34 protein-coding genes are annotated in these 25,159 nt (G+C 70.6%); 24 read left to right on the top strand and 10 right to left on the bottom strand.

The genetic code is table 11. From position 1 onward, the window contains the following. Positions 1-16: 16 nt before the first annotated feature. From dnaJ to ACFWGZ_RS05190, 5 genes are all read left to right on the top strand, one after another. Positions 17-1,165, top strand: coding sequence for a molecular chaperone DnaJ (gene dnaJ / locus ACFWGZ_RS05210; RefSeq protein ID WP_382450217.1), 1,149 nt, complete (start codon positions 17-19; stop codon positions 1,163-1,165). Continuing rightward, positions 1,162-1,893 carry a 16S rRNA (uracil(1498)-N(3))-methyltransferase gene (locus tag ACFWGZ_RS05205; RefSeq protein WP_382450189.1) on the top strand — a complete coding sequence of 244 codons (732 nt, stop codon included), beginning with the start codon at positions 1,162-1,164 and terminating at the stop codon, positions 1,891-1,893. Before dnaJ ends, ACFWGZ_RS05205 begins: the two co-directional genes overlap by 4 nt. Before the next feature lie 274 nt (positions 1,894-2,167). After that, positions 2,168-2,824, top strand: coding sequence for an alpha/beta hydrolase family protein (locus ACFWGZ_RS05200; protein ID WP_382450188.1), 657 nt, complete (start codon positions 2,168-2,170; stop codon positions 2,822-2,824). A gap of 10 nt (positions 2,825-2,834) precedes the next feature. Then, the gene (locus tag ACFWGZ_RS05195; RefSeq protein ID WP_382450187.1) at positions 2,835-3,425 is read left to right on the top strand and encodes a TetR/AcrR family transcriptional regulator; all 591 of its coding nucleotides are present in this window, start codon (positions 2,835-2,837) and stop codon (positions 3,423-3,425) included. A 10-nt stretch (positions 3,426-3,435) separates the two neighbouring features. Continuing rightward, positions 3,436-3,753 (top strand): histidine triad nucleotide-binding protein, encoded by a 318-nt coding sequence (locus ACFWGZ_RS05190; RefSeq protein WP_382450186.1) that lies wholly within the window; start codon positions 3,436-3,438, stop codon positions 3,751-3,753. On the opposite strand, the gene ACFWGZ_RS05185 is transcribed toward ACFWGZ_RS05190, so the two are convergent. Together ACFWGZ_RS05185 and ACFWGZ_RS05180 are read right to left on the bottom strand one after the other, a co-directional pair. Next, positions 3,750-4,520, bottom strand: a complete 771-nt coding sequence (locus ACFWGZ_RS05185; RefSeq protein ID WP_382450185.1) for a GNAT family N-acetyltransferase — start codon at positions 4,518-4,520, stop codon at positions 3,750-3,752. The genes ACFWGZ_RS05190 and ACFWGZ_RS05185 overlap by 4 nt on opposite strands. Before the next feature lie 12 nt (positions 4,521-4,532). Beyond that, positions 4,533-5,282, bottom strand: coding sequence for a GNAT family N-acetyltransferase (locus ACFWGZ_RS05180; protein WP_382450184.1), 750 nt, complete (start codon positions 5,280-5,282; stop codon positions 4,533-4,535). A 145-nt stretch (positions 5,283-5,427) separates the two neighbouring features. Here ACFWGZ_RS05180 and ACFWGZ_RS05175 point away from each other — a divergent pair, with 145 nt between their 5' ends. From ACFWGZ_RS05175 to ACFWGZ_RS05125, 11 genes are read left to right on the top strand one after another with little or no spacing between them, the layout of a single operon-like run. Then, complete coding sequence (locus tag ACFWGZ_RS05175; RefSeq protein WP_382450183.1) at positions 5,428-6,477, top strand: PhoH family protein; 1,050 nt, start codon at positions 5,428-5,430, stop codon at positions 6,475-6,477. Between the two features lie 5 nt (positions 6,478-6,482). Then, the gene (gene ybeY / locus ACFWGZ_RS05170; RefSeq protein WP_382450182.1) at positions 6,483-7,043 is read left to right on the top strand and encodes an rRNA maturation RNase YbeY; all 561 of its coding nucleotides are present in this window, start codon (positions 6,483-6,485) and stop codon (positions 7,041-7,043) included. A 6-nt stretch (positions 7,044-7,049) separates the two neighbouring features. Beyond that, positions 7,050-8,339: a hemolysin family protein gene (locus tag ACFWGZ_RS05165; protein ID WP_382450181.1), complete on the top strand. Its 1,290-nt coding sequence runs from the start codon at positions 7,050-7,052 to the stop codon at positions 8,337-8,339. Beyond that, a complete protein-coding gene (locus ACFWGZ_RS05160; protein ID WP_382450180.1) occupies positions 8,332-8,664 on the top strand; it encodes a cytidine deaminase in 333 nt (110 codons plus the stop codon). Before ACFWGZ_RS05165 ends, ACFWGZ_RS05160 begins: the two co-directional genes overlap by 8 nt. 43 nt (positions 8,665-8,707) lie before the next feature. Beyond that, a complete protein-coding gene (gene era, locus ACFWGZ_RS05155) occupies positions 8,708-9,604 on the top strand; it encodes a GTPase Era (RefSeq protein WP_382450179.1) in 897 nt (298 codons plus the stop codon). Positions 9,605-9,619: 15 nt separating this feature from the next. Next, a complete protein-coding gene (gene recO / locus ACFWGZ_RS05150; RefSeq protein ID WP_382450178.1) occupies positions 9,620-10,372 on the top strand; it encodes a DNA repair protein RecO in 753 nt (250 codons plus the stop codon). A gap of 46 nt (positions 10,373-10,418) precedes the next feature. Next, positions 10,419-11,246 carry an isoprenyl transferase gene (locus ACFWGZ_RS05145; RefSeq protein ID WP_382450177.1) on the top strand — a complete coding sequence of 276 codons (828 nt, stop codon included), beginning with the start codon at positions 10,419-10,421 and terminating at the stop codon, positions 11,244-11,246. Beyond that, positions 11,243-11,644, top strand: coding sequence for a YbjN domain-containing protein (locus ACFWGZ_RS05140; RefSeq protein ID WP_089922327.1), 402 nt, complete (start codon positions 11,243-11,245; stop codon positions 11,642-11,644). Before ACFWGZ_RS05145 ends, ACFWGZ_RS05140 begins: the two co-directional genes overlap by 4 nt. Positions 11,645-11,657: 13 nt before the next feature. Continuing rightward, positions 11,658-12,095, top strand: a complete 438-nt coding sequence (locus ACFWGZ_RS05135) for a hypothetical protein (RefSeq protein ID WP_382450176.1) — start codon at positions 11,658-11,660, stop codon at positions 12,093-12,095. Continuing rightward, positions 12,092-13,102, top strand: coding sequence for a permease (locus ACFWGZ_RS05130; RefSeq protein WP_382450175.1), 1,011 nt, complete (start codon positions 12,092-12,094; stop codon positions 13,100-13,102). Before ACFWGZ_RS05135 ends, ACFWGZ_RS05130 begins: the two co-directional genes overlap by 4 nt. Beyond that, a complete protein-coding gene (locus ACFWGZ_RS05125; protein WP_382450174.1) occupies positions 13,099-13,800 on the top strand; it encodes a TIGR03943 family putative permease subunit in 702 nt (233 codons plus the stop codon). The genes ACFWGZ_RS05130 and ACFWGZ_RS05125 overlap by 4 nt, the downstream gene beginning before the upstream one ends. 15 nt (positions 13,801-13,815) lie before the next feature. Here the strand turns inward: ACFWGZ_RS05125 and ACFWGZ_RS05120 are convergent, their stop codons facing one another. From ACFWGZ_RS05120 to ACFWGZ_RS05110, 3 genes are read right to left on the bottom strand one after another with little or no spacing between them, the layout of a single operon-like run. Then, positions 13,816-14,214 carry a Fur family transcriptional regulator gene (locus ACFWGZ_RS05120; RefSeq protein WP_191304953.1) on the bottom strand — a complete coding sequence of 133 codons (399 nt, stop codon included), beginning with the start codon at positions 14,212-14,214 and terminating at the stop codon, positions 13,816-13,818. After that, positions 14,211-14,561: an ArsR/SmtB family transcription factor gene (locus ACFWGZ_RS05115; protein WP_382417798.1), complete on the bottom strand. Its 351-nt coding sequence runs from the start codon at positions 14,559-14,561 to the stop codon at positions 14,211-14,213. The genes ACFWGZ_RS05120 and ACFWGZ_RS05115 overlap by 4 nt, the downstream gene beginning before the upstream one ends. 11 nt (positions 14,562-14,572) lie before the next feature. Next, on the bottom strand, positions 14,573-14,851 hold the full coding sequence (locus tag ACFWGZ_RS05110; RefSeq protein ID WP_382450173.1) for a hypothetical protein: 279 nt from the start codon (positions 14,849-14,851) through the stop codon (positions 14,573-14,575). 17 nt (positions 14,852-14,868) lie between these two features. Here ACFWGZ_RS05110 and ACFWGZ_RS05105 point away from each other — a divergent pair, with 17 nt between their 5' ends. Then, on the top strand, positions 14,869-15,249 hold the full coding sequence (locus tag ACFWGZ_RS05105; protein ID WP_382450172.1) for an antibiotic biosynthesis monooxygenase family protein: 381 nt from the start codon (positions 14,869-14,871) through the stop codon (positions 15,247-15,249). Here the strand turns inward: ACFWGZ_RS05105 and ACFWGZ_RS05100 are convergent. Continuing rightward, positions 15,230-15,907, bottom strand: a complete 678-nt coding sequence (locus ACFWGZ_RS05100) for a tetratricopeptide repeat protein (RefSeq protein WP_382450171.1) — start codon at positions 15,905-15,907, stop codon at positions 15,230-15,232. The genes ACFWGZ_RS05105 and ACFWGZ_RS05100 overlap by 20 nt on opposite strands. 93 nt (positions 15,908-16,000) lie before the next feature. Between ACFWGZ_RS05100 and ACFWGZ_RS05095 the strand changes: the two genes are divergently transcribed. Further along, complete coding sequence (locus ACFWGZ_RS05095) at positions 16,001-17,386, top strand: glycine--tRNA ligase (protein WP_382450216.1); 1,386 nt, start codon at positions 16,001-16,003, stop codon at positions 17,384-17,386. A gap of 25 nt (positions 17,387-17,411) precedes the next feature. On the opposite strand, the gene ACFWGZ_RS05090 is transcribed toward ACFWGZ_RS05095, so the two are convergent. Continuing rightward, positions 17,412-18,266, bottom strand: a complete 855-nt coding sequence (locus tag ACFWGZ_RS05090) for a serine hydrolase (protein ID WP_382450170.1) — start codon at positions 18,264-18,266, stop codon at positions 17,412-17,414. A gap of 16 nt (positions 18,267-18,282) precedes the next feature. Beyond that, the gene (locus ACFWGZ_RS05085) at positions 18,283-19,014 is read right to left on the bottom strand and encodes a Type 1 glutamine amidotransferase-like domain-containing protein (protein WP_382450169.1); all 732 of its coding nucleotides are present in this window, start codon (positions 19,012-19,014) and stop codon (positions 18,283-18,285) included. Positions 19,015-19,074: 60 nt separating this feature from the next. Here ACFWGZ_RS05085 and ACFWGZ_RS05080 point away from each other — a divergent pair, with 60 nt between their 5' ends. The 4 genes from ACFWGZ_RS05080 to ACFWGZ_RS05065 all read left to right on the top strand — a co-directional run bounded on the left by ACFWGZ_RS05080 (position 19,075) and on the right by ACFWGZ_RS05065 (position 22,657). After that, on the top strand, positions 19,075-19,740 hold the full coding sequence (locus tag ACFWGZ_RS05080) for a YdcF family protein (RefSeq protein ID WP_382450168.1): 666 nt from the start codon (positions 19,075-19,077) through the stop codon (positions 19,738-19,740). After that, the gene (locus ACFWGZ_RS05075) at positions 19,740-20,978 is read left to right on the top strand and encodes a deoxyguanosinetriphosphate triphosphohydrolase (RefSeq protein ID WP_382450167.1); all 1,239 of its coding nucleotides are present in this window, start codon (positions 19,740-19,742) and stop codon (positions 20,976-20,978) included. The genes ACFWGZ_RS05080 and ACFWGZ_RS05075 overlap by 1 nt, the downstream gene beginning before the upstream one ends. 70 nt (positions 20,979-21,048) lie before the next feature. Beyond that, positions 21,049-22,056: a serpin family protein gene (locus ACFWGZ_RS05070; protein ID WP_382450166.1), complete on the top strand. Its 1,008-nt coding sequence runs from the start codon at positions 21,049-21,051 to the stop codon at positions 22,054-22,056. Between the two features lie 79 nt (positions 22,057-22,135). Beyond that, positions 22,136-22,657: a Scr1 family TA system antitoxin-like transcriptional regulator gene (locus ACFWGZ_RS05065; RefSeq protein WP_382450165.1), complete on the top strand. Its 522-nt coding sequence runs from the start codon at positions 22,136-22,138 to the stop codon at positions 22,655-22,657. Here ACFWGZ_RS05065 and ACFWGZ_RS05060 read toward each other — a convergent pair. Beyond that, positions 22,654-22,833, bottom strand: coding sequence for a hypothetical protein (locus ACFWGZ_RS05060; protein WP_382450164.1), 180 nt, complete (start codon positions 22,831-22,833; stop codon positions 22,654-22,656). The two genes, ACFWGZ_RS05065 and ACFWGZ_RS05060, sit on opposite strands and share 4 nt — an antisense overlap. A gap of 82 nt (positions 22,834-22,915) precedes the next feature. On the opposite strand from ACFWGZ_RS05060, the gene ACFWGZ_RS05055 reads away from it, so the two are divergent. Further along, positions 22,916-23,473, top strand: a complete 558-nt coding sequence (locus ACFWGZ_RS05055) for a carboxymuconolactone decarboxylase family protein (protein WP_382450163.1) — start codon at positions 22,916-22,918, stop codon at positions 23,471-23,473. A gap of 4 nt (positions 23,474-23,477) precedes the next feature. Then, the gene (locus ACFWGZ_RS05050) at positions 23,478-24,290 is read left to right on the top strand and encodes a class I SAM-dependent methyltransferase (protein WP_382450162.1); all 813 of its coding nucleotides are present in this window, start codon (positions 23,478-23,480) and stop codon (positions 24,288-24,290) included. Here ACFWGZ_RS05050 and ACFWGZ_RS05045 read toward each other — a convergent pair whose 3' ends face one another. Further along, positions 24,291-25,151: a sigma-70 family RNA polymerase sigma factor gene (locus tag ACFWGZ_RS05045; protein WP_382450161.1), complete on the bottom strand. Its 861-nt coding sequence runs from the start codon at positions 25,149-25,151 to the stop codon at positions 24,291-24,293. Positions 25,152-25,159 lie beyond the last annotated feature (8 nt).

Here is a 25,159-nt window from a genome sequence, read left to right as displayed (position 1 = left end):
CATGGAAGCGAACAAGGTGGCCAGGGATTACTACGGCATCCTCGGTGTTTCGCAGAACGCGACACAGGATGAGATCAAGCGCGCCTATCGCAAGCTCGCCAGGCAGCTGCACCCGGACGTCAATCCCAACGAGGAGGCCCGCTTCAAGGAGGTGACGGCCGCCTACGAGGTGTTGTCGAACCCCGAGAAGCGCCGCGTCGTCGACCTGGGTGGCGACCCGCTCGACTCGGGCGGTGGCGGACGCGCGGGCGGCGACCCGTTCGCGGGCTTCGGCCTGGGCGACATCATGGACGCCTTCTTCGGCGCCACGACCGGCGGTGGCCGCGGGCCGCGCAGCCGAGTGCAGCCGGGCTCGGACGCGCTGATCCGGCTCGACATGACGCTCGAGGAGTGCGCCGCGGGCGCGAGCCGAGAGCTGACCGTCGACACGGCGATCCTCTGCGACCGCTGCCACGGTGCCGGCACCCAGAACAACTCCAAGCCCGTCCAGTGCGACACCTGCCACGGCCGCGGCGAGGTCCAGTCCGTGCAGCGCTCGTTCCTGGGCCAGGTCGTGACGTCGCGCCCGTGCCCGGTCTGCCGCGGCTTCGGCGAGGTCATCCCCGACCCGTGCCAGCAGTGCGCGGGCGACGGCCGCACCCGGTCGCGCCGCACGATCTCCGTCAACATCCCCGCCGGCGTCGCCGAGGGCATGCGCGTGCGCCTCGCGGGCCAGGGCGAGGTCGGCCCCGGCGGCGGCCCGGCCGGCGACCTCTACGTCGAGGTCGAGGAACACCCGCACGAGATCTTCGAACGCGACGGCTCCGACCTGCACTGCGTGGTGCAGATCCCGATGACGACCGCAGCGCTCGGCGCCACGCTGCCGCTGAAGACGCTGGACGGCGAGGAAGAACTGCAGATCGACCCCGGCACGCAGCCCAACACTCAGCTCGTGCTGACGGGCCGCGGCATGCCGAAGCTGCGCTCCACCGGCCGCGTCGACGGCCGCGGCGACCTGCACGTGCACCTCGAGGTCGTCGTGCCGACCAAGCTCGACGCCGCCCAGTCGTCGCTGCTGCGCGACCTCGCCGAGATGCGCGGCGAGAGCGAGCCCTCCTTGTCCCACAACGGCAAGGGCGGCGGCGGACTGTTCTCCCGCCTGCGCGCCTCCCGCGGCAACCGGTGACCCTGCCCGTCTTCCTCGTCCCGGCGCTCCCGCCGGGCGAGGAGTTCGTGCTGGACGGCCCCGAAGGCCGCCACGCCGCCACGGTCCGCCGCCTGCGCGCGGGCGAGGAGCTCGTGCTGTCGGACGGATCCGGCGTGCTGGTGCGGTGTTCCGTGACCGCGGTCGAGCGCGACGCGTTGTCGCTGCACGTGGTCGAGCGGTGGGAAGAACCCCAGCCGGCACCGCGCGTGGTGCTCGCCCAGGCGCTCGTGAAGGGCGACCGCGGCGAGCTCGCGGTCGAACTCGCCACCGAGGCGGGCGTCGACGGCGTCGTCCCGTGGCGCGCCGCCCGGTGCGTGGCGAAGTGGGAGGACGGCCCGCGCGGCGCGAAAGCGCTGGGGCGCTGGCGGTCCACGGTGCGCGAGGCGGCGAAGCAGGCCCGGCGTTCGCGCGTGCCGTTCGTCGACGAACCGGTCTCGACGAAGCAGCTCGCCCAGCGCGTGTCGTCCTCCGCGCTGACGCTCGTGCTGCACGAGAGCGCCACCGACCGGCTGGCCGACGTCGCCCTGCCCGCCGAAGGGGACGTCCTGCTCGTCGTGGGTCCCGAAGGCGGGATCACGCCGGACGAGCTCGACGCCTTGCGTTCTTCGGGTGCGCGAGTAGTCCGATTGGGCCCAACCGTTCTGCGTGCATCTACCGCCGCAGCCGTTGCTCTTGGTGCCATAGGGGTGCGAACGGACCGGTGGTGAGCCCGGTCACTTCGAAGATGAACATCGGATGGATTGGCTTGACGCAAGTTGTAGCGAATCGCAGGCCGATGGGGTTACCCTAGTTGCAGAGGGGCTCAATTGGTCTAGCCGTAAACGGAGTAGACGTTTAGGCCCTTCTGACCACAAGGACTCGCCGGACACCTCCCCCCTCGGTCCGGCGTCGGCGCCTCGCGGCGAAGCGACCCCCAGGCTTCGGACCGCGAGGCGCCCCTTTGTTTCCGAGCCCGTCTGCCATTTCACGTAGTTTCTGCGTGTGCAGCGAATTGCTTACGGTGACCACGCCAGTCAGTTCGGGGAGCTTTCTGTTCCCGCCGGCGACACGCTCGGTGCCGTTGTCGTCATTCACGGTGGTTTTTGGCACCAGCGGTACGGGCTCGAACTCGGCCGGCCGTTGGCCGAGGTGCTGGTTGCCGATGGATTCGCCGTGTGGAACATCGAGTACCGGCGCGTGAGCGGCGGTGGTGGGTGGCCGCAGACCGGGGAGGACGTGCTGGCCGCCATCGACGCCGTCGACCTCGGGCCCGTCGTGACGCTCGGGCACAGCGCCGGCGGCCACCTCGCTGTGTGGGCGGCCAAGCACAGTCCGCGAGTGGTCGGAGCTGTCGCTCAGGCGGCGGTGCTCGACTTCACGCGGCACATCACGGACCGGGCGCTCGAGCTGTGCGCCGAGGAGCAGTTCGCGGAGGCGTCGCCACGGGCGCTCGTGCCGATCGGGAAGCCCGTCGTGTGCGTGCACGGGGATCGCGACGAGGACGTCCCGGTGGAGCAGAGCGTCGAGTTCTGCGCCGTGGAGCCCCAGGCCGAGCTCCAGGTCGTGGCGGGGGCCGGGCACATGGACGTGATCACGCCGGGCACCGAGGCGTGGGAGCGGTGCCGCGCGGCTGCCGGGCGGCTTGCGCGCGGGTGCTAGAAATGGTCGGGTGCCGAAGGTTGTCGACCACGAGGAACGCCGCCGCGAACTTGCCGAGGCCGTGTGGCGCATCGTGCAGCGCGACGGGATCGACCACGCGTCCGTGCGTGCCGTCGCGGCCGAGTCCGGCTGGTCGAGCGGGTCGTTGCGCCACTACTTCCCCACGCAGGACGCGTTGCTCGGGTTCGCGATGGAGCTCGCGTACCGGCGGTTCCTCGCGCGGCTGGAGAAGATCGACACCTCGGCCGGCAACCGGGCCCTGCTGAGGGCCTTCGCGCACGAGATGCTGGCGCTGGACGAGGACCGGCGCGTCGAGGCCGCGGTGCTGTTGTCGTTCCTGCCGCGGGCGATGGTCGAGCCCTCGTTGCACGAGCTGGAGCGCTACGGCACGCGCGAGCTCTACAACGGGGTCGCGCGCGTCCTCCGTGCCGCAAGGGAAGCAGGAGAGCTGCGCGAAGGCGTCGACCCGGCGAAGGCGGCGCGGCGGCTCATCGTGCTGATCGACGGCCTCAACATCCACCACGGGCTCGGGCCGGACGACGTGACCGCCGACGAGATGGTCGAGGCCGTCGACGAGCAGCTGGCCGTGTTCTTCGCCTAACGTCGGGGTCATGTCCTGTTTGTTCTGCCGGATCGTCGCCGGTGAGGTTCCCGCGACGGTCGTGCACGAGACCAAGACGACGCTCGCGTTCCGCGACATCCAGCCCAAGGCGCCCGTGCACGTGCTGCTCATCCCGCGCGAGCACGTGCCGAACGCCGTCGACCTCGACGGTGACCGGCTCGGCGACCTCTTCGCCGCCGCGAAGGAGGTCGCCGAGTCCGAAGGCGTGGCGGACAGCGGCTACCGGCTGCTGTTCAACACCGGGCCCGACAGCGGGCAGGAGGTCTTCCACGCCCACCTGCACCTGCTCGGCGGCCAGAAGCTCTAGCCGAGAGCCTGCAACAGCGGCGCGTGGTAGCGGGCGCGGTCACCGGGCAGCCTGTCGGCGTTGCGAACCATCCACGTCGGCGCGCCCCACGACTCCAAGCCGTGCTTGCGCACGAACGCGACCACCTCGGGGTCGTGCACGTCCACGCGCACGCTCTCGACGCCGGCCGCACAGTCGGCGATGAGCGCGCACGCGTCGGCGGGGGAGTCCGCGATGATCGTCTGCTGGCCGGGAACGGGCCAGGTGCCCGCGACGCCGTGCTCGGACACCCTCACCGAACCCATGGCGAGCAACGACTCCCACAGGAACGGCCGCGTCAGGCCGGTGACCTCGACGTCGAGCTCGACGAGGTCGTCGAGGTCGGCGGCCGTCGCGATATGCGATATATCAGCCGGCCTGCCCGTGAATGTGCCGACGTGGATGTCGGTGAAGCCCACGGCGTGGAAGCCGAGCTGTTCGTAGAGAGGGCGGCCCATCGACGTCGCGAACAACGTCGACACACCCGTATCCAATACATGGGACACCAGCCGGCGGCCGATGCCCTGACGCGCGACGCGGTCGGCGACCAGCACCATGCTGATCGACGCCAGCTCCGGGTAGTGCGTCACGATCGTCGTACCGACGAGGCCGTCGGAGTCGAACAGACCCCAGCCCTCGCCGTGCTCCAGCAGGAACTCCCACTTCTTCTCCTCGCGCTGCCACGACCGGCTCTCGGCCAGGTCGGAGCAGGCCGGCAGGTCGGCCGGTCCCAGTCGGCGCAGTTCCACGGTTTCCCCAGCTCATCCCAGTGCGTGCGACGCGGGCGCGAAGTAGCGCGAACGGTCGCCCGGCACGTCGTCGGCACCGCGCACCATCAGCGTGCAGCCGCCGGCGCGCTTCTCGAATCCCCGGTCCAGCAGGTAGGCGCCCACCTCGGCGCTGCCGGTGTCCACGCGGACCCGGCCGGCGCCGGCCGTGACGTCCGCGACCAGGTCGCACGCACCCGCCGCCGAGGGCGCGATGAGCGGACCGACCGTGAACCCCTCGGGGTTGGGGCGGGTGGCGATCACGCCGGAGTTGTTCGTCCGCACGGTGTACGGCGTGGCCGGGTCGAGCAGACGGCGCCACAGTGCCAGCCGCGTGTAGCCGCTCACCTCGCGGTCCAGGTCGGACAGCCACTCCGCGTCCGCTGGGGTGGCCGGTCGCGACACGCCGGCGGCCTCACCGGGGAACACGCCGTGGTAGTCGGTCGTGGCCCCGACGGGGTGAAAGCCCAGCCTGGCGTACAGGGGCTCGCCCATGGCGGTCGCGTACAGAGTGGACGGACTGATATCCAATATATTGGACATCAGCTGCGTGCCGATGCCCCGCCGACCCGCCCAGGACGCGACCAGCACCCCGCTGATCGCCTGCATCTCCGGATACGGCGTCGTCAGCGCCGTGCCCAGCAGGCCGGACGAGTCGAAGGCACCCCACCCCGGTCCCAGCTCGAGCATCAGCTCCCACTGCGCGGGCGTCCACGTCCAACCCCGGTCCGTGATGAGCTTCATGCACTCGGGTACGTCCTCGACACCAAGCCTGCGGATCTCCACAACCGGTGAGCACACACGGTGAGCAATCCGGTAGCCACTCATTTTCGGCCGGACTAGCATCGACGGCACCAGATCCGAGCGACAGGAAGCAGGCCGGGGCCACGTGGCCGAAGAAACACAGCAGAGCGGCAAGGAAGGTCAGTCCCGGTTCGCCGTGCCCGATGGTGCGGTGCTCAGCCTGCTGGGGTCGCGCGACGAGAACCTCCGGCTCGTCGAGGAGCTGCTCGACGCCGACGTGCACGTGCGCGGGAACGAGATCACCCTGTCGGGCGAGCCCGCCGACGTGGCCTTCGCCGAACGCGTCTTCACCGAGCTCGTCACGCTCGCGAGCCGCGGCCAGTCGATCGACCAGCACGCCGTCCGCCGCGTCGTGACGATGCTGAGCGCGAACGAGGTGGAGTCGCCCGCCGAGGTGCTGAGCCTCGACATCGTGAGCCGCCGCGGCCGCACGATCCGGCCGAAGACGCTGAACCAGAAGCACTACGTCGACGCGATCGACAAGAACACCGTCGTGTTCGGCATCGGCCCCGCCGGCACCGGCAAGACCTACCTCGCCATGGCCAAGGCCGTGCAGGCGCTGCACGCCAAGCAGGTCAACCGGATCATCCTGACCCGCCCGGCCGTCGAGGCGGGCGAACGGCTCGGCTTCCTGCCGGGCACGCTGAACGACAAGATCGACCCGTACCTGCGCCCGCTGTACGACGCGCTGCACGACATGATGGACCCGGACGCGATCCCGCGTCTCATGCAGGCGGGCACGATCGAGGTCGCGCCCCTCGCGTACATGCGTGGCCGTACGTTGAATGACGCGTTCATCATCCTCGACGAGGCGCAGAACACGACGCCCGAGCAGATGAAGATGTTCCTCACGCGCCTGGGCTTCGGCTCCAAGGTCGTCGTGACCGGCGACATCACCCAGGTCGACCTGCCCGGCGGGCAGCGCAGCGGGCTGCGGGTCGTCAAGGACATCCTCGAAGGCGTCGAGGACGTGCACTTCTCGGTGCTGACCAGCCAGGACGTGGTGCGCCACCGCCTGGTCGGCGAGATCGTCGACGCGTACGAGAAGTGGCAGGTCCAGCAGGACGTCCTGGACCAGAACGGCGCTCATCACGGACCCGGTGCACGCCGGGGGAACCAGCGCCGGGGACGATAGGCGCCGTGAGCATCGAGATCGCCAACGAGTCGGGCGTCGGAGTCGACGAGGGTTCCATCGTCTCCGCCGCCCGCTTCGCGCTGGACCGCATGGGCGTGAGCCCGCTGGCCGAGCTGTCCGTCCTGCTCGTCGAGCTGGACGTGATGGCGGACCTGCACGAGCGCTGGATGGACCTGCCCGGTCCCACGGACGTCATGGCCTTCCCCATGGACGAGCTGGACTCCGCGCGCCGGCCCGACGCGGCCGGGCTCGGGCCCGCGCTGCTCGGGGACATCGTGCTGTGCCCCGCGTTCGCCAAGGACCAGGCCAAGAAGGCCGGGCACGGCCTGCTGGACGAGCTGCACCTGCTGACCGTCCACGGGGTGCTGCACCTGCTCGGCTACGACCACGCGGAGCCCGCCGAGGAACGCGAGATGTTCACGCTGCAGAACCGCATCCTGTCGGACTTCCGCAACGCGCGCGACGAGGCCGAGCGGGCCGCGCACCAGCGCAGTGCGGACGACAAGGTGCTCGGTGCCGTCGGCCTGGACGAGCAGCGGCCCCTGCAGCACCCCGAAGAAGACTGACGCGGGATGAGCGCGAACCCTGCCAGTGTGATCGTGCTGGCCGTACTGCTCGTGCTTGCCGGCGGCGTCTTCGCGTGTGTGGACGCCGCGCTTGGCACCGTCTCTCGCGCACGGGTGGAGGCACTGCAACGGCAAGGACGGTGGGGCACCGGGCAACTGCTGCAGGTGCTCAACGACCGGCCTCGGCACGTCAACCTGTTGCTGCTGCTGCGGCTGGCCTGTGAGATGTCGGCGGCCGTGCTGGTCACGACGGTGTTCCTGGACTACGTGGAACAGGACTGGGTCGCCGTCCTGTACTCGTGCCTGAGCATGCTCGTCGTGTCGTACGTGCTCGTCGGGGTCGGACCGCGCACCATCGGCCGTCAGCACCCGTACGCCGTGAGCCTCTTCGCCGCGGGCACGGTCCGGCAGCTCGGTCGCGTGCTCGGGCCGCTGTCCAAGCTGCTGATCCTGGTCGGCAACGCGATCACGCCCGGCAAGGGCTTCCGCGAGGGCCCGTTCAGCTCCGAGGTCGAGCTGCGCGAGCTCGTCGACATGGCGCAGGAACGCGGCGTCGTGGACGAGGGCGAGCGCGAGATGATCCACTCGGTGTTCGAGCTGGGTGACACGATCGCCCGCGAGATCATGGTGCCGCGCACCGAGATCGTGTGGATCGAGCAGGCCAAGTCGCTGCGGCAGGCGCTCGCGCTGTCGTTGCGCACCGGCTACACCCGCGTGCCGGTGATCGGCGAGAGCGTCGACGACGTGCTCGGCGTGGTGAACCTCAAGGATCTGATGCGGGCCACGCTCGCCGAGGGCGAGGACCCGCAGACCGTCTCGGACCTGATGCGGCCGACGAGCTTCATCCCCGACTCGAAGCCGATCGCGGACCTGCTGCGCGAGATGCAGCTGTCCCGCAAGCACATGGCGATCGTCGTCGACGAGTACGGCGGTACCGCCGGCCTGCTCACGATCGAGGACATCCTCGAGGAGATCGTCGGCGAGATCACCGACGAGTCCGACACCGACGACCGCCCGCCGGTCGAGCACCTCGACGACGGCGCGGTGCGGGTCAGCGCCCGGCTGCCGGTGGACGACCTGGACGCGTTGTTCGGCACCGACCTCGACGACCACGAGGTGGAGACCGTCGGCGGCCTGCTCGCGCAACGGCTCGGGCGCGTCCCGCTGCCCGGCACGGAGGCCGAGATCGCGGGCCTGCGCATGCGCGCGGAGGGCGGCAAGGACGAACGGGGCCGCATTCGCGTCACGACCGTGCTCGTGCGTCCCGTGCAGAAGGAGACCGAAGAAGATGAGTGAGCTGGACCCCGAGGACGCGAAGCTCGTCACGCTGGCGAGGTCCGTCCGTGCGCGCAACGGCGCCGCGGAGGGCGCGGCGGTGCGTGATCTCGACGGCCGCACGTACAACGCGTCGACCGTCGCGCTGCCGTCGCTGAAGCTCACCGCCCTGCAGGCCGCGGTCGCCGCGGCGGTGTCGGGTGGTGCCGAAGGGCTGGAGGCCGCGGTCGTCGTGACCGGGGAGTCGCGGGTGGACGCGGAGTCGCTGGCGGCCGTGCGCGACCTGACGCCGTCCGGTCCGGTGTACCTCGCGGACACCTCCGGCGAGCTGCGCAAGCAGGTCTGAGGGCCACCGCACGGCCGTAACCGGCTAGAGGGACAATGGACTGATGGATGGTTACCGCTCCGGGTTCGCGTGCTTCGTCGGCCGCCCGAACGCAGGGAAGTCGACGCTGACGAACGCGCTGGTGGGCACGAAGGTCGCCATCACGTCCAGCAAGCCGCAGACCACCCGCCACACGATCCGCGGCATCGTGCACCGCGAGGACGGCCAGCTCGTGCTGGTCGACACGCCGGGTCTGCACCGGCCGCGCACGCTGCTCGGCCAGCGCCTCAACGACCTGGTGCGCGAGACGTGGTCGGAGGTCGACGTGGTCGGCTTCTGCGTGCCCGCGGACCAGAAGGTCGGTCCCGGCGACAAGTTCATCGCCGCGGAGCTCGAGAAGGTCGCCAAGCGCACGCCGGTGATCGGCATCGTCACCAAGACCGACCTGGTCTCGCAGCAGCAGGTGATGGAGCAGCTGCTCGCGTTGCAGAAGGTCATGGAGTTCGCGGAGATCATCCCGGTGTCCGCGGTCGACGGCTTCCAGGTCGACCGGCTGAGCGACCTGCTGCTGCAGAAGCTGCCGGAGGGCCCGCAGCTGTTCCCGGACGGCGACCTGACCGACGAGCCGGAGCAGACGCTGGTCGCGGAGCTGATTCGCGAGGCCGCGCTGGAAGGCGTGCGCGACGAGCTGCCGCACTCCATCGCCGTGGTGGTGGAGGAGATGATGCCGCGCGAGGGTCGTGACGACCTGACGGACATCCACGCGTTCGTGTTCGTGGAGCGGCCGTCGCAGAAGGCGATCATCCTGGGGCACCGGGGTGAGCGGCTCAAGCAGGTCGGCATGACCGCGCGCAAGCAGATCGAGGGGCTGCTCGGCACCCGCGTGTACCTGGACCTGCACATCAAGGTCGCCAAGGACTGGCAGCGCGACCCGAAGCAGCTGCGCCGCCTGGGGTTCTAGATGGCGGGGCTGTAGATGGCGAACCTGTACCGCGACACCGGCATCGTGCTCCGCGTGCAGAAGCTCGGTGAAGCGGACCGGATCATCACCTTCCTGACCCAGCGCCACGGCAAGCTCCGCGCCGTGGCCAAGGGCGTGCGCAAGACGTCGTCGAAGTTCGGTGCCCGGCTGGAACCGTTCTGCCACGTCGACGTGCAGTTCCACCCCGGCCGGACGCTCGACATCATCACGCAGGTGCAGACGCTCGACGCGTTCGGCGTGGGCATCGTGAACGACTACCAGCGCTACACGGCGGCGTGCGCGATCGTCGAGACCGCCGACCGCCTCACGGCCGAAGAGGGCGAACCGGCCGTGCGGCTCTACCTGCTCGTCGCGGGTGCGCTCAGGGCGTTGTCGGCGGGCGAACGCGACCCGTCGCTGCTGCTGGACGCCTATCTGATGCGTGCGATGGCGTTCGCCGGGTGGGCGCCCGCGGTCAACGAGTGCGCGAAGTGCGGCGACCCCGGCCCGCACCGGGCGTTCAGCGTCCAGGCCGGTGGCTCGTGCTGCCCGAACTGCCGTCCGCCGGGGTCGGCGTCGCCGTCGCAGGACACGCTCGCGTTGCTGTCGGCGTTGCTGCACGGACAGTGGCACGTGGTCGACGAGATCCCGCACCTGGCCCGCCGGGACGCGAGTGGCCTGGTCGCGGCGCACCTGCAGTGGCACCTCGAACGGCAGCTGCGGTCGTTGCCGTTGGTCGAGCGGAAGGCGCAGCCGGCGGACGGCTAGTCTGGCGCCTACCGACAACGGTTTTCGCGAGAGGAAGCCTGGTTCCATGCTGCGTCGTCGCCGCTCCGAGCGGGAGAAGCGCGTCCCGCGCCCACCGGAGCCGCATCCCTCCGGTGCGACGCCCCCGGACATCCCCGCCGACCTGGTGCCGAAGCACATCGCGATCGTGATGGACGGCAACGGCCGCTGGGCCAACCAGCGCGGGCTGTCGCGGGTCGAGGGTCACAAGCGCGGTGAGCAGGTCGTCCTCGACGTCGCCAGGGGCTCGATCGAGCTCGGCGTGAAGTGGCTCTCGCTCTACGCCTTCTCCACCGAGAACTGGAAGCGCAGCCCCGAGGAGGTGCGCTTCCTGATGAACTTCAACCGCGACGTGATCGCCCGCCGCACCGACGAGCTCGACGAGATGGGCGTGCGCATCCACTGGGCCGGCCGCTCGCCGCGCCTGTGGGGCAGCGTCATCAAGCAGCTGCAGGACGCCGAGGTCCGCACGGCCGAGAACGACGTGCTCAACCTCGTCATGTGCGTCAACTACGGCGGCCGCGCGGAGATCGGCGACGCCGCCCGCGAGATCGCCCGGCTGGTCGCGTCCGGGAAGGTCAACCCGGACAAGGTCGACGAGCGGATGCTCGCGAAGTACATGTACAAGCCCGAGATGCCGGACGTGGACCTGTTCATCAGGCCGTCGGGCGAGCAGCGCATCTCGAACTTCCTGCTGTGGCAGTCCGCGTACGCCGAGATGGTGTTCCAGGACATCCTGTGGCCCGACTTCGACCGCCGCGACCTGTGGCGCGCCTGCGAGAAGTTCGCGGGCCGCGACCGGCGCTTCGGCGGTGCCGTCGACAAGCCTTCCGACGAAGAAGAGGTCGTGTCGTGAACGCGAGCGGTGAGGCCCTGGAGGCCGCGCGCAAGGCGCTGGAGCTGTTCCACGACGTGTCCGTGGACGACGACGGCGCGCTGAGCTTCCGCCACGGCGACGTGCCGTGCGCGGTGCAGGGCATGGAGCTGGCCGAGGGGCTGACCGTGCTCTCGCTGACCGTCGTGGTCGCGTGGGACCTGCCCGGCGATGCGGCCGTGTGGGTCGCCGAACGCGCTGGTCAGGGTCTGTTCGGGACGCTCGGCGTCATCGCGAGCGAGCGCGGCGGCACGGACGTGATGCTGCGGTACGCGTTCCCGGCCGACGGCCTCAAGCCCGAGCCGCTGAGCACGCTGCTGATGCTGGTCGTGTCGACCGCGTCGCAGGTGCGCGGCGAGCTCCTCTCCCGGTTTTCTTGAGAAAGGACCCTCCATGGGTGGCGTGATCATTTACGAGCCGGAAGAGGACTCGGACGTCAACGAGTTCCCGTGGACCGTCACGTTCGAACCGTCGGGCGGCGACGACTGGGACTCGTTCATCTGCGGCCCCTACGAGCGCGACCACGCCGTCGCACTGGCCGAGGCCGTGGCGCTGGACGACGCCGAGGGAGGCGTGCTGGCCATCGTGAAGCCGATGCTGCCCGCGCTGTCGGCCGAGGACGTGAGCGCCACGATCGAGGAGCTCCGCGAGGCCGCCCTCGAGGAGGAGGCCGACGCCGACGAGACGGTCAACGGCACGCCCGTCGACTTCGACGACGACGAGGAGCTCGTGGAGGAGGAGGCCGAGTTCGCCGAGCCGCCCTCGCCCGAGGAGATCCGCGAGGGCATGGCGCGGCAGTACCGCAGGCTGCTGGACCTGGACGCGGAATGACGATCACCGGCGAGATCCGATCGTCGAAGCGGCGCTCCGGCCCGCCTCGGCTGAAGATCACGTCGTTGGAGGTGCTGTGCGGGATCCTCGTTCTCGCACTGCTCTTCCAGTCCCGGCTCGTCGACCTGCTGGACGTGCCGAAGCTGCGCACGGCGTCGACGGTGTTCGTGGCGATCTGCGTGCAGGCCATGCCGTTCCTGGTGCTGGGCGTGCTGATCTCCGGTGCCATCGCGGCGTTCGTGCCGGCCTCCGCGCTGCGCAAGCTGCTGCCGTCGAAGACCGCGCTGGCCGTGCCGGTGGCCGGTGTCGCGGGTGTGGCACTGCCGGGGTGCGAGTGCGCCTCGGTGCCCGTCGCGCGCCGGTTGATGCAGCAGGGCGTGGCACCGGCGGTCGCCCTGACGTTCCTGCTGGCCGCTCCCGCGGTGAACCCGATCGTGCTGGTCTCGACGGCGGTGGCGTTCAACGACGCCCCGATGATGGTCGTCGCGCGGTTCGCGGGGTCGCTGCTGACCGCGATGGTCATGGGCTGGCTGTGGGTGCGCTTCGGCAAGATGGAGTGGATCGCCGAACGCGCGCTGGCGCGCATGGGTGACCACACCGGCCGCAACAAGTGGGCGGTGTTCGCCGAGAGCGCGCGCCACGACCTCGTCGACGCCGGCGGGTTCCTGGTGCTGGGCGGGCTGTTCGCGGCGGCGTTCAAGACGTTCGTGCCGGTCGCGTGGATGCAGACGCTCGGCGGTCAGATCGTGCTCGGCGTGATCGTGATGGCGCTGCTGGCCGTGATCCTGGCGCTGTGCTCGGAGGCCGACGCGTTCGTCGCGGTCGCGTTCTCCGCGCTGCCGCTGCTGCCGCGCCTGGTGTTCCTCGTCGTCGGCCCGGCCGTCGACGTGAAGCTGATCGCGCTGCAGGCCGGTGCGTTCGGCAAGTCCTTCGCCTTCCGCTTCGCCCCCGCGACGTTCGTGGTGGCGATCCTCTGCGCGGTCGTGTCTGGAGTGGTGCTGCTGTGAGGCGGGAAACCCAGAACATCCTGCTGGTCCTGCTCGGCGGGGCGCTGCTGAAGATCAGCTTCTCGGGCCTGTACCTGCGGTACGTGCAGAAGAGCCTGCTGCCGCTGCTGATCGCCGCCGGCGTGGTGATGATCGGGCTGGCGCTCTTCGCGATCGTCACCGACATCCGGCGCGGCAAGGCGGCGGCCGAGGACCACGGTCACGCGCACTCGTCGCGCTCGACCTGGCTGATGCTGCTGCCGGTGATGGCGGTGTTCCTGATCTCGCCGCCCGCGCTGGGCGGCGACGTGGTCAACTCCGCCGCCGACACCAACCAGACGCAGCGGTCCCGCAACCTGCTCGGCGACCTGCCGTCCGGCGACGTGATCCCGCTGTCGATGACGGAGTTCGTCACGCGCACGGCCTGGGACGAGTCGGGCACGCTGGACGGCCGGCGGGTGAAGCTCACCGGGTTCCTGCTGCGCGCCGAGGGCGACTCGTTCGTCGCGCGGCTCGCGATCTCGTGCTGCGCCGCGGACGCCCGGCCGCTGAAGGTGCGGATGACCGGGGACGTGCCGGCGCTGCCCGACGAGCAGTGGGTCGAGGTGACCGGGCAGGTCGTGCCGAAGTCGGCGAACGAGAAGAACTCGTGGGTGCCGAGCTTCACCGTGGAGTCGTTCACCGCGGTCGCCGAGCCGGTGGAGCCCTACGAGTCGTAGAGCTCCTCCAGCGGGCTACTTCAGGCCCTTGGCCGTGCACTCCGCGCACGTGCCGAAGATCTCGACGGTGTGGCTGACCTGGGAGAAGCCGTTCTCGGCGGCGACCCGGTCAGCCCACTTCTCGACGGCGGGACCCTCCACCTCGACCGTGCGGCCGCAGTGGCGGCACACCAGGTGATGGTGGTGGTGGGCCGAGCAGCGGCGGTAGATCGCCTCGCCCGAGTCGGTGCGCAGCACGTCGACCTGGCCCGCGTCCGCGAGGGACTGCAGGGTGCGGTACACCGTGGTCAGGCCGATGCCCTCGCCGCGGCGGCGCAGCTCCTCGTGCAGCTCCTGAGCGCTGCGGAAGTCGTCGAGCTGGTCGAGCAGGTTCGACACCGCGGTGCGCTGCTTGGTGGACCTCAGTCCGGTCACAACTTCTCCTCGACGTGCGTCACAGCGTCCACCACGATGTGCGCCAGGTGTTCGTCCACCAGCCGGTACACGACCTCCCGGCCGTGCCTCTCCCCGTGCACCACGCCCGCCGACTTCAGCACGCGCAGGTGCTGGCTGATCAGCGGCTGGGCCACGCCCAGCGCCTCGACCAGCTCGTGCACGCAGCGGTCGTGCTCCCGCAGCTGCAGCACGATGGCGATGCGGACCGGTGCGGCCAGAGCGCGCAGCAGGTCACCTGCCTCGGTGAGCGTGTGGGCGGCGTGTCTCGGCGCTGGTGCGGGCGCCGCGCGTTCGGGGGAGTGCTCGCCGTGCAACTGAGCTGTCATGGCGGCGCACCTCACCTGGTAGGGATTTTCACAACCAATTCTACGGTGATGAGCACCAGTACCAGCAGGACCACCACGCGCAATGTGCGATGAGCTGGGGAAAGCACCTTCCAGGTGGCCGCCAGCAGCACCGCGGCGCCGGCGATGAGCACGCCGAGCAGCACCGCGCCGACCGCGCCGCCGACCCAGACGCCCGTGATGAACAGACCCAGCACGAGCACGAACGCCACGGCCGGTCGGACGCGCGCGAGCGGTCCGTCGCCGGGCAGCAGGGGGCGCTTGTCGGTCACCGTGCCATCCTTGCACCGTGCTGCTGGTGTGCCGCTTCCGCGTATCCGATCCCGAGTCGTTCACCACGCGCGTCGAGGAGGCGCTGAAGCTGCTGACGGCGCAGCCCGGCTGCCTGCGCGGCACGCTCGCCCGGTCGACCGACGCCGACGACCGGTGGGTGCTGACGGTCGAGTTCGAGTCGGTGGTCGCCTACCGGCGCGCGATGTCGCCGTTCCCCGTGCGCGAGCACGTCGTCCCGCTGCTGTCCGAGGCGCTGACCGACGAGCCCGCCCTGTACGAACCGGCCCTGACCAGCGTCGGCGGTCAGGTCGAGGAGCACACGAGCCTGCTGGCCGAGGACGCGTTCACCGTCCGGCTGGGCGAGGCCTCCGGGCCCGCTACCCCGCGGCGGCGATAGCCCGCATCTCCGCGACCCACTCCTCGTGGGAGTCGTGGGGGAGCAGTTCCAGCGCCCGGCGCGCGGCCTCGGCGGCCTCGAAGGGCCTGCCCAGCGCGTGCAGCGTCTTGGCCTTGCCGCTCTCCGCGTACGCCTCCGGCGTCTTCTCGAACGCCTCCAGCGCCTCGTCGTAGCGGCCGTTCTCGTAGTAGAACCAGCCGAGGTTGTTGTGCAGCGGGCCGAGCCAGCGCACCAGCTCGGGGTGCGCGACGACGATCTCGAGGCCCTGCTTCGTCCACTTCTCCGGGTCGTCGACCAGCGAGGCCATGTGCGCGGCGTCGACGGCGAGCGACAGGTCGCCGCGGGTCTTGGCCAGGACGAACGCCGCCACGAACAGCGGCTGCGCGGCCTCGGCGTCGCCGCCGGAGCGGTGCAGCCGGCCCCGTTCGAGCAGCGCCCTGACCCGGCCGGTCGAGTCGGGGGCGACGAGGACCTCCGCCTGGTCGAGGAGGGCGTGCCCCGCGGCGAAGTCCTCCCGCAGGCCCGCGACGCGGGCGAGCTGGGTCAGCACCTCCGCGCGCTCGTCGTCGGTGCCCACGTCGCCGAACAGCGCGCGGAACCTCGCCTCGGTGCCGTCGAGGTCCGCGAAGTCCCACAGCTCTCTCAGCCGGTCTTCCATTCGTGCAGGGTAGGCCGCCGGTCGCCCGTTCGGGGCGCAACGTGACGGGCTAGGCTTGGGCCCCCGAATCTGATTCCCCCGATGGAGTTCCCGTTGGCCGCCGATCGTATTGAGACCGTTGTCAGCCTCTGCAAGCGCAGGGGGTTCGTCTACCCGTGCGGGGAGATCTACGGCGGTACCCGCTCGGCGTGGGACTACGGGCCTCTCGGCGTGGAGCTCAAGGACAACATCAAGCGCCAGTGGTGGAACTTCATGGTCCGCGGCCGTGAGGACGTCGTGGGCTTGGACTCGTCGGTCATCCTGCCGCGCGACGTGTGGGTCGCCTCCGGTCACGTCGAGGCGTTCGTCGACCCGCTGGTCGAGTGCGAGTCGTGCCACAAGCGGTTCCGCGCGGACACCCTGTCGGAGGAGTACGCCGAGCGCGCCGGCAAGGAGGTCGCCGAGGGCGACGTCTCCGACGTGCCGTGCCCCAACTGCGGCGTGCGCGGCTCCTACACCGAGCCGAAGATGTTCAACGGCCTGCTCAAGACGCACCTCGGTCCGGTCGAGACCGAGGAGGGCCTGCACTACCTGCGCCCCGAGACCGCGCAGGGCATCTTCACGAACTTCCTGAACGTGCAGACCACCTCGCGCAAGAAGCCGCCGTTCGGCATCGGCCAGATCGGCAAGTCGTTCCGCAACGAGATCACGCCGGGCAACTTCATCTTCCGCACCCGCGAGTTCGAGCAGATGGAGATGGAGTTCTTCGTCGAGCCCGGCACGGACGAGGAATGGCACCAGTACTGGATCGACGAGCGCACCCGCTGGTACACCGACCTCGGCGTGTCGAAGGAGAACCTGCGGCACTACGAGCACCCGAAGGAGAAGCTGTCGCACTACTCGAAGCGGACCGTCGACATCGAGTACCGCTTCAAGTTCGGCGGCCAGGAGTGGGGTGAGCTCGAGGGCATCGCGAACCGCACCGACTTCGACCTCACGACGCACTCGAACCACTCGGGCGTGGACCTGTCGTACTTCGACCAGGCCACGAACTCGCGCTACAAGCCGTTCGTCATCGAGCCGGCAGCCGGTGTCGGCCGCCCGATGATGGCGTTCCTGCTCGAGGCCTTCACCGAGGACGAGGCCCCGAACGCCAAGGGCGGCGTCGACAAGCGCGTCGTGCTGAAGCTCGACCGGCGTCTCGCGCCCGTCAAGGTCGCCGTGCTGCCGCTGTCGCGCAACGCCGACCTCTCGCCGAAGGCCCGCGACCTCGCGACCGCGCTGCGCCGCAACTGGAACGTCGACTTCGACGACGCGGGCGCCATCGGCCGCCGCTACCGCCGCCAGGACGAGATCGGCACGCCGTTCTGCGTGACGGTCGACTTCGACACGCTCACCGACCTCGCCGTGACGGTGCGGGAGCGCGACACGATGTCGCAGGAGCGCGTGGCGATGGACCAGCTCGAGTCGTACCTGGCCGCGCGTCTGGTCGGCTGCTAGCGCCACCCGCTCGTCGTGCTGCGGCTCAGCCCTGGACGGTGAGCCTGCCGAGGAGGGCCCGCGTGACGGTGTCGATCGACTCGCGGGCCGTGGTCCAGTTCCCCGTCGGGTTCGTCGTGAGGACGGCGACGGCGTAGCGGTTGTCGAGGACGCCCGCGCTGTGCAGGTAGACCTCGTTCGGCAGGTAGTACATCCAGCCCTGCTTGGCGTACGCGCCGGTGACACCGAGGAGCCCGAAGGCCTGGTCGAAGCCGTCGGCGGCGGTGGCCGGGGCGGCGGACAGGGCGGCGACGACCGCGTCGCGCACCGATGAGCCCAAGACGTAGTGGTAGAGCCGCACCATGTCGTCGGCGGTGATGACGACCTCGCCCCACTGCGACGGGTCGTCCGGGGCGTGCGTGCCGGTGAGGCCCGCCTCGGTGGTCACCCGGCCGATGGCGTCCATGCCGTCGAACCTCGTCCACAGCACGTCCATCGCGTTGTCGTCGCTGGCGCTCAGCGCGCGGTGGATCAGGTCCTGGTCGTCGGCGGACAACTGCTGCTGCTGCAAGGCGTCGACGGCGAGGATCAGCTTCGACAGCGACGCCGAGTAGAACGGCTTGTCGCCCTGGGTCGACACCACCTGGCCGGTCTCCAGGTCCAAGACGGCGACGCCGACGTCGGACGCGCCGCCCGTCGCAGCGATATCCGATATGTCAGCTGCTGATATATCGGATATCGCCGAGCTCGGCTCGGAGGTGGTATCCGATATATCGGGTTCGCTGACGAGGTCCGGGCCGCGCGAGACGTCGGCGGACGGCTTCGCGTGCGCGAGGCACGGCGACGCGTCCGGGATCGCGAACACGGCCGCCACGAGGAAGAGGATCAGAGCCCAGCGCACACCTCCAAGGTCCGTCTCACAAGGCCCTGGTGTCGAGCGCTTCCTCCTGTGCGGTTTCTGAAGAATCGTCCCTGACCACCACGTATGCGCCCGAGCCGGGACGTTCCGTCACCGCCTCGACGAGCTCGGTGCCGCGGTAGAGCAGGCCGACGCCGTCGTCGGTGCAGTAGGTCTTCGGCAGCACGCCGGACGCGACGGCCTCGTGGACCTTCGGGCGGCGCTGCTCCTCGGAGTCGTAGTGCACGCCGTTGCCGTGGGGCAGCAGGCCGAGGCCGTTCGTGACGACGCGCAGGTCCGGGCCGAACGAGTCGGTGGTGCCGCCGGTGTGCCAGCAGATCGACCCCGCCGACACGCCGCTGAGCACCACGCCCGCCTCCCACGCCGTGCGGAACACCGGGCCGAGGCCGTGGACCTCCCACACGGCGAGCAGGTTCGCGACCGACCCGCCGCCCACCCACACCACGTCGTGCGCCAGGACGTAGCTCTCCAGGTCGTTCGTCGGCGGCATCGTGAAGAGGTTGAGGAACGAGACGTCGACGCCGGCGATCGCGCCCGCCTCGGCCACGTTCGCGTTCATCGCCCGCTGGTCGCCACCCGCCGTGCCGACGTGCAGGAACCGCGGCGCGCGCCCCTGCACCCCGGACAGCTCCAGCGCGAAGTGGATCAGCTTGTTGAACTCCAGTGCGCTGCGGCGGCCGGGGCGCCAGCCCCCGGAGGTGGCGAGGACGGTGGGCTGTTCAGCGGGCATGACGTTGATCCTCGCAGGGGCGTCAACGCGAGACCGGCCCGGTCTGGAACCATGCTGGGTGTGCGGACCACGCCCCTCAAGCCCTTCGCCAGGATTCGCCGGATCGTGCTGCGCCTCGTGTTCGGGGCGTTGGTCATCGGCGTGCTCGTGGTGGGCGGCACGGCGTTCCGCGTCTGGCAGGTCGCGCGCGTCGACGACTGGACCAAGGCCGACGTGGCGATCGTGCTCGGCGCCGCGCAGTACAACGGCGTCCCGTCCGACGTGCTCGAGGCCCGCCTGGAGCACGCGCTGGGCCTCTACCAGGAGGGCGTCGTCGGCCACATCGCGACGACCGGCGGCCGCCAGCCCGGCGACAACTTCACCGAGGGCCAGGTCGGCAAGCTCTGGCTGGTCGAGCACGGGGTGCCGGAGGACCGGGTGCTGCAGGTCGGCGAGGGCGCGGACACGCTCGGGTCGCTGCGCGCCGTCGCGTCCGTGGCCAAGGAGCGCGACCTGAAGACCGCCGTGATCGTCAGCGACCCCTGGCACTCGCTGCGCGCCAGGACGATGGCCGAGGACGCGGGTCTGCGCGCCTGGACCTCGCCCACCCGCGTCGGCCCGAACGTGCAGACGCGCGAGACGCAGTGGTTCTACATCAAGCGCGAGACCGGAGCCCTGCTCTACTACCGCCTGATGAAGGCGCACGCCGGCGTGTTCGAGGAGCTCAACCTCCCTAAAATCGGGTGATGGGATACACCGGCCACGACGCGGAGCGCCTGCTCACCGAGGACCCGAAGACCGCGGTGCTGCCGGGTGCCCGCACCGACACGCGCACGCCGTTCTCCCGCGACCGCGCCCGCGTGCTGCACTCCGCGGCGTTGCGCAGGCTGGCGGGCAAGACCCAGGTCGTCGGTCCCGGTGAGGGCTCCGAGGTCACCGGTGTGCCGCGCACCCGCCTGACGCACTCGCTCGAGGTCGCCCAGATCGGCCGCGGCATCGGGGAGGAGCTGGGCTGCGACCCGGACATCGTCGACACGGCCGGTCTCGCGCACGACATCGGCCATCCGCCGTTCGGGCACAACGGCGAGAGGGCGCTCAACGAGCTCGCGGGCCCGTGCGGCGGTTTCGAGGGCAATGCGCAGACGTTCCGCATCCTCGCCCGCCTGGAACCCAAGTCCGCGCACGGCCTGAACCTCACGCGCGCGGTGCTCGACGCGTCCACGAAGTACCCGTGGAGGCGCACGCCGGGCATGGTGAAGTTCGGCGTGTACGAGGACGACGCCGAGGTGTTCGAGTGGATGCGCGAGGGCGCTCCGGATCGTGCGCGATGCATCGAGGCGCAGGTGATGGACTGGTCCGACGACGTGGCGTACTCGGTGCACGACGTCGAGGACGGCGTGCTGGCCCACCGCATCAGCCTCGGCGCGCTGGCCCGTCCCGACGAACGCGCCGCCATCGCCTCGCTGGCCGCCAAGACGTTCTCCGACGAGTCCGTGGCGGACCTCGAGGCCACCGCCGGCCAACTGCTCGCGCTGCCCGTCATCGCGTACTGGACGGAGCACGAGTACGACGGGTCGCTCGGCGCGCAGGTGGCGTTGAAGAACCTCACCAGCGAACTGGTCGGCCGCTTCGCCTCCGCCGCCGTCACCGCGACCAGGGCCGTGCACGGCGACGGGCCGCTGACGCGCTACTCCGCGGCGCTGGAGGTGCCGCGCCAGGTCGCCGCGGAGGTGGCGCTGCTCAAGGCGATGGCCGTCCGGTACGTGATGAGCGACCCCGCCCGCCTCGCGATGCAGGCGGCGCAGCGGGAACTGGTCGCCGAGCTCGTCGCCCGCCTGCTGGAGCGGCCGACGCTGCTCGACCCGGCGTTCCGCCCGGTGTTCGCCGCCGCTTCCTCGCCCGCCGCACGACTGCGCGTCGTGGTCGACCAGGTCGCCCTGCTCACGGACGCGCAGGCCGTGGCCTGGCACCGCGCATCGGCGTAGCTTCGAGGCCGTGGCGGACGATCGCCGATCGTGACGTCACCGCCAGGCCCGCGCCAGCAGAGGAGACCCTGTGACCGATCAGGCCGACTTCGCCCTGGACCTGCACCGCGTCGCCGTCCCTGATCCGTCCGCCAACGCCTGCTGGTCGCCGTACTCGGTGGCCAGTGCGCTCGCGCTGGCCCGCGAGGCCGCCCGCGGCCGGACCCGCACCGAGCTCGACGGGCTGCTGGGCGGCTTCGACGCCTCCGCCGCGCTCGACGTGCCGGAACTGGCCGTCGCGAACACGCTGTGGGCCGACGACGAGCTGACCCTGGACCCGGGCTTCTCGCTGACGTCCTCGGTGCGGCGCACGGCCTTCTCCGACCCGTCGACCGTTCGCAAGCTGGTCAACACCGACGTCGCCGAGACCACCCGCGGTCTCGTCCCGGAACTGCTGACGGACCCGCCGCCCGCCGACGCCGCCGCGATCATCGTCAACGCCCTCTACCTCAAGGTGGGCTGGCTCACCCCGTTCGCCGCGGGGGAGACCGCCGCGAAGCCGTTCCACGCGCCCGGCGGCGTCGTGGACGTGCCGACCATGAAGGTCACCGAGAAGTTCCGCTACGCCCACCGCGGCGGCTGGCAGACGATCGTGCTGCCGGCGGACTCGGGGGTCGAGGCCGTGGTCCTGCTGCCGGACGAGTCGCTGGAGCAGCCCCTGGACCCGGCGGTGTTCGACGCCGAGACGTTCACCCGGCTCGAGCTCTCGCTGCCCGAAGTGGACGTGCGGGCGAAGTTCGCCCTCAAGAACACGTTGCGGCAGCTCGGGGTGGAGCACATGTTCACCCGCGACGCCGACTTCTCCGGCCTCTCGCCGGACGAGCGGATGCACGTCGACGAGGTGGTCCACGAGGCCGTGCTGCGGCTGGACGAGCAGGGCCTCGAAGGCGCCGCCGCCACCGCGGTCACGTTCCGGACCGTGTCGTTCGAGATCCCGGTGGACCCGGTCGTCGTGGACGTCGACCGGCCGTTCCTGCTCGCCGTCCGCCACGCCGCCTCGAAGGCGGTCTACTTCCTCGCCCAGATCGCCCGTCCGTAACCGTTCGGGAAGGGCATTCGCCCTGTAGGGCGAGCGTTTCGCGCGGCGAGATCATGATCATCCCTTTACCGTTCCGGGCATGACCCAGCACGGTGCCGGCGAGCAGATCGTCGTGCTCGCCGCGGCGGGCGCCACGAGGATCACCTGCTTCAGCGGCGTCACCATTCCCGTTCTCCTGCGGACCGAGTGCTACGCGAAGGCGCTGGCCGGGGCGCTGGGCCTCGCCCCGGCGCCCGAGCTGAAGCGCGACGGCGTGCTGCCGCAGTGCGTGTTCTTCATCCACGAGTACGCGCTCAACACCGTCGTCGGGAACAACCGGCTGATGGAGGACCAGGTCCTGCACCTGCTGTTCCACGCGCCGTCGATCCGGATCGTGCCGGTCAGCGCGGGCGGGGCGGCGGCGGTCGGGCTCGACTACGCGCTGATCCAGTACGAGCACGAGCCACCGCTCGTCTACCTGGCGAACTGGACGCTCGCCAGCGACACCGAAACCGTCGAACGGGCCGTGACGATCTTCCAGCGCATGCACGCCGTCGCGCTCGACAACGAACGGTCGCGCGACCTGCTGATGGAGTACGTCGAGGTCTACGACCGCCGCTAGCTCGGGGTGTTGCGCCGCAAAAAGAGGCGCATGCCGTCCTCGCCGGGCAGCGCGCACAGCAGCAGTTTGACGTTCTGGTGCCGCACCGGAACCGCGCACGAATCGCCCGCCAGCAGCGTTCCCGCCAGCAGGCCGGCCGACTCGTGGTCGATGTCCAGCACGAAGTCGTTGCTCATGCAGGGACCCTATGAGTTGACCGCGTCAGGCCCCAGTCACCCAAAGGTGTCACATTTCGCGGGGCCGTCCCGTCCAGTGGTCATGACGAGGATCAAGGGAGTTCCCCACGGGGACGCCGGCCTGCTCACCAGGGCCGTCTACCGGTTCGCCCGGCGGGAGTTCGGCGCGGTGCCCGAGCCGGTCACGGTGATGGCGCACCACCCGAGGCTGCTGCTGGCGAGCGGCCGGCACGAGCTGGCGGTCAAGAAGGCGGTGCACGGCCCGTTGGCCGAGCTCTGCGTCTACCGGACCGCGGTGAAGCTCGGCTGCTCGTGGTGCGTCGACTTCGGCGCGATGCTGATGAAGCACGGCGGGCTCGACATCGCGCGGCTCCGGCACATCGACTCGTACGCGACGTCCGAGCTGTTCACCGACCTCGAACGCAAGGCGCTCGCGTACGCCGACGCCATGACGGACACGCCCGTCACCGTCACCGACGAGCAGGTCGCCGAACTGGAGGAGCTGCTGGGGCGCCGGGAACTGGTCGCGCTGACCTACGAGATCGCGCTGGAGAACCAGCGGGCGCGGTTCAACAGCGCCTTCGGGATCGCGGACCAGGGGTTCACCAGTGGTGACGCCTGCCGCGTCCCGACACACTAGGCGGGTGGAGAAGATCACCCTGACGGGTGCCCAGGAGACCATGCTCGCCACGCTGTACGGCCGGGCGGTCGACAGCGGGCGGCCGGCGTCGGTGCTGCACGACGACGAGGCCAGACGCGCGGTCGACCGCATCGACTACGACTTCGCCAAGACCGGGATGAACCTGACCTCGGCCGTCGGCGTCGCCATCCGCGCACGGGTGCTCGACGACTGGACGCGCGAGTTCCTCCGGCGCACGCCGTCGTGCACCGTGCTGCACCTCGCCTGCGGCCTGGACACCCGCGCGCACCGGGTCGAACGGCCGGGCACCGTGCGGTGGGTGGACGTGGACATGCCGGACGTGGTCGCGTTGCGGCACAAGCTCTTGCCCGAGGTCCACGGCGACTACCGGCTCGTGGCGTCGTCGGTGACCGAGGACGCGTGGCTCGGCGAGGTCCCGGCTGACCGGCCGGTGGTGGCCGTGTTCGAAGGCCTGTCGATGTACCTCACACAGGCCGAGGGGCACGCGTTGATCGGGAGGATCACCGAGCGGTTCTCCAGCGGTGAGCTGCTGTTCGACGTCTACGGGTCGTGGGGCATCAAGCTGCAGAAGTTCGTCCCGGCCGTGCGCAACGCCGGGGCGGTCCTGCACTGGGGCGTCGACGACCCGCGCGAGGTCGAGGCCCTGCACCCCGGACTGACCACAGTGGACGCCTGGCGCAGCGTGGACCTGCCGCACCTGGAGGCGCTGCCCGGGACCGGGCGCGTCCAGATGAAGGTCATCAGCGCGATCCCGAAGCTCCGCGACGTCGGGAAGCTCCTGCGCCTGCGGTGGTGATCAGAACTCGACGTGGCCGAGCTTGTCCGGGTTCGCCACGTCGTAGATGGCGGCGACCTTGCCGTCGTGCACGGTGAAGGTGGTGACGCGCGGCGCCACCTCGCCCTGCGCGGCCATGACCAGGCCGAGGTCGCCGTTGACGAGCACCGGCCGGGTCCGCGGGTAGCCGTACTTGCGCAGCAGGCCGAGGAAGAAGCGGGCCACCCTGTCCGCGCCGGAGACCGTGTTGACCGCGGTGCGCGCCTTGCCACCGCCGTCGCCGACCATCACCGCGTCCGGGTGCAGCAGGCCGAGCACGGCGTCCAGGTCGCCGCTCGCCATCGCCGTGAGGAACTTCTCCAGCACCTCGCGCTGCTCGTCGAGCGCGGCGCGCGGCGGTGGCGCGGACCCCGTCACGCTCTTGCGGGCCCGGGACGCGTGCTGGCGGGCCGCCGCCTCCGAGACGCCGAGCACCTCCGCGATCTCGCCGAACGGCACCGCGAACGCGTCGTGCAGCACGAACGCCACCCGCTGGTCGGGCGTGAGCTTGTCGAGCAGCACCAGCGCCGCCATCCGCACGCCGTCGGAGCGCACGACCGCCGCCAGCGGGTCGTCGTCCTCCGGGGTCGTGACCCACGGCTCCGGCAGCCACGAACCCACGTACGTCTCGCGGCGCACCGCCGCCGAGCGCAGCCGGTCGAGGCAGATGCGGCTGACCACGGTCGTGAGCCAGCCCCGCGCGTCCACGACGCCCTCGGCCCTCGCGAATCGCGGCCAGGCCTCCTGCACGGCGTCCTCCGCGTCGGCGACGCTGCCGGTCAGCCGGTAGGCGACACCGATCAGGTGCGTGCGGTGGAGTCCGAAGACGTCGGCCGTGGTCACGGTTGGCA

Source organism: Lentzea sp. NPDC060358, from assembly GCF_042725365.1.
GTDB lineage: Bacteria > Actinomycetota > Actinomycetes > Mycobacteriales > Pseudonocardiaceae > Lentzea.
Note: the sequence above shows the minus strand (reverse complement) of the source record. Positions and strands in the feature narration are given on the sequence as shown.

Coding starts and splice junctions, on each gene's coding strand:
- ACFWGZ_RS05065 (WP_382450165.1), top strand. CDS start 22,136: ATGACCCAGCACGGTGCCGGCGAGCAGATCGTCGTGCTCGCCGCGGCG.
- recO (WP_382450178.1), top strand. CDS start 9,620: ATGGCGAACCTGTACCGCGACACCGGCATCGTGCTCCGCGTGCAGAAG.
- ACFWGZ_RS05160 (WP_382450180.1), top strand. CDS start 8,332: ATGAGTGAGCTGGACCCCGAGGACGCGAAGCTCGTCACGCTGGCGAGG.
- ACFWGZ_RS05100 (WP_382450171.1), bottom strand. CDS start 15,907: ATGGAAGACCGGCTGAGAGAGCTGTGGGACTTCGCGGACCTCGACGGC.
- ACFWGZ_RS05055 (WP_382450163.1), top strand. CDS start 22,916: ATGACGAGGATCAAGGGAGTTCCCCACGGGGACGCCGGCCTGCTCACC.
- ACFWGZ_RS05060 (WP_382450164.1), bottom strand. CDS start 22,833: ATGAGCAACGACTTCGTGCTGGACATCGACCACGAGTCGGCCGGCCTG.
- ACFWGZ_RS05130 (WP_382450175.1), top strand. CDS start 12,092: ATGACGATCACCGGCGAGATCCGATCGTCGAAGCGGCGCTCCGGCCCG.
- ACFWGZ_RS05075 (WP_382450167.1), top strand. CDS start 19,740: ATGGGATACACCGGCCACGACGCGGAGCGCCTGCTCACCGAGGACCCG.
- ACFWGZ_RS05180 (WP_382450184.1), bottom strand. CDS start 5,282: ATGAAGCTCATCACGGACCGGGGTTGGACGTGGACGCCCGCGCAGTGG.
- ACFWGZ_RS05145 (WP_382450177.1), top strand. CDS start 10,419: ATGCTGCGTCGTCGCCGCTCCGAGCGGGAGAAGCGCGTCCCGCGCCCA.
- ACFWGZ_RS05115 (WP_382417798.1), bottom strand. CDS start 14,561: ATGACAGCTCAGTTGCACGGCGAGCACTCCCCCGAACGCGCGGCGCCC.
- era (WP_382450179.1), top strand. CDS start 8,708: ATGGATGGTTACCGCTCCGGGTTCGCGTGCTTCGTCGGCCGCCCGAAC.
- ACFWGZ_RS05135 (WP_382450176.1), top strand. CDS start 11,658: ATGGGTGGCGTGATCATTTACGAGCCGGAAGAGGACTCGGACGTCAAC.
- ACFWGZ_RS05165 (WP_382450181.1), top strand. CDS start 7,050: ATGAGCGCGAACCCTGCCAGTGTGATCGTGCTGGCCGTACTGCTCGTG.
- ACFWGZ_RS05085 (WP_382450169.1), bottom strand. CDS start 19,014: ATGCCCGCTGAACAGCCCACCGTCCTCGCCACCTCCGGGGGCTGGCGC.
- ACFWGZ_RS05190 (WP_382450186.1), top strand. CDS start 3,436: ATGTCCTGTTTGTTCTGCCGGATCGTCGCCGGTGAGGTTCCCGCGACG.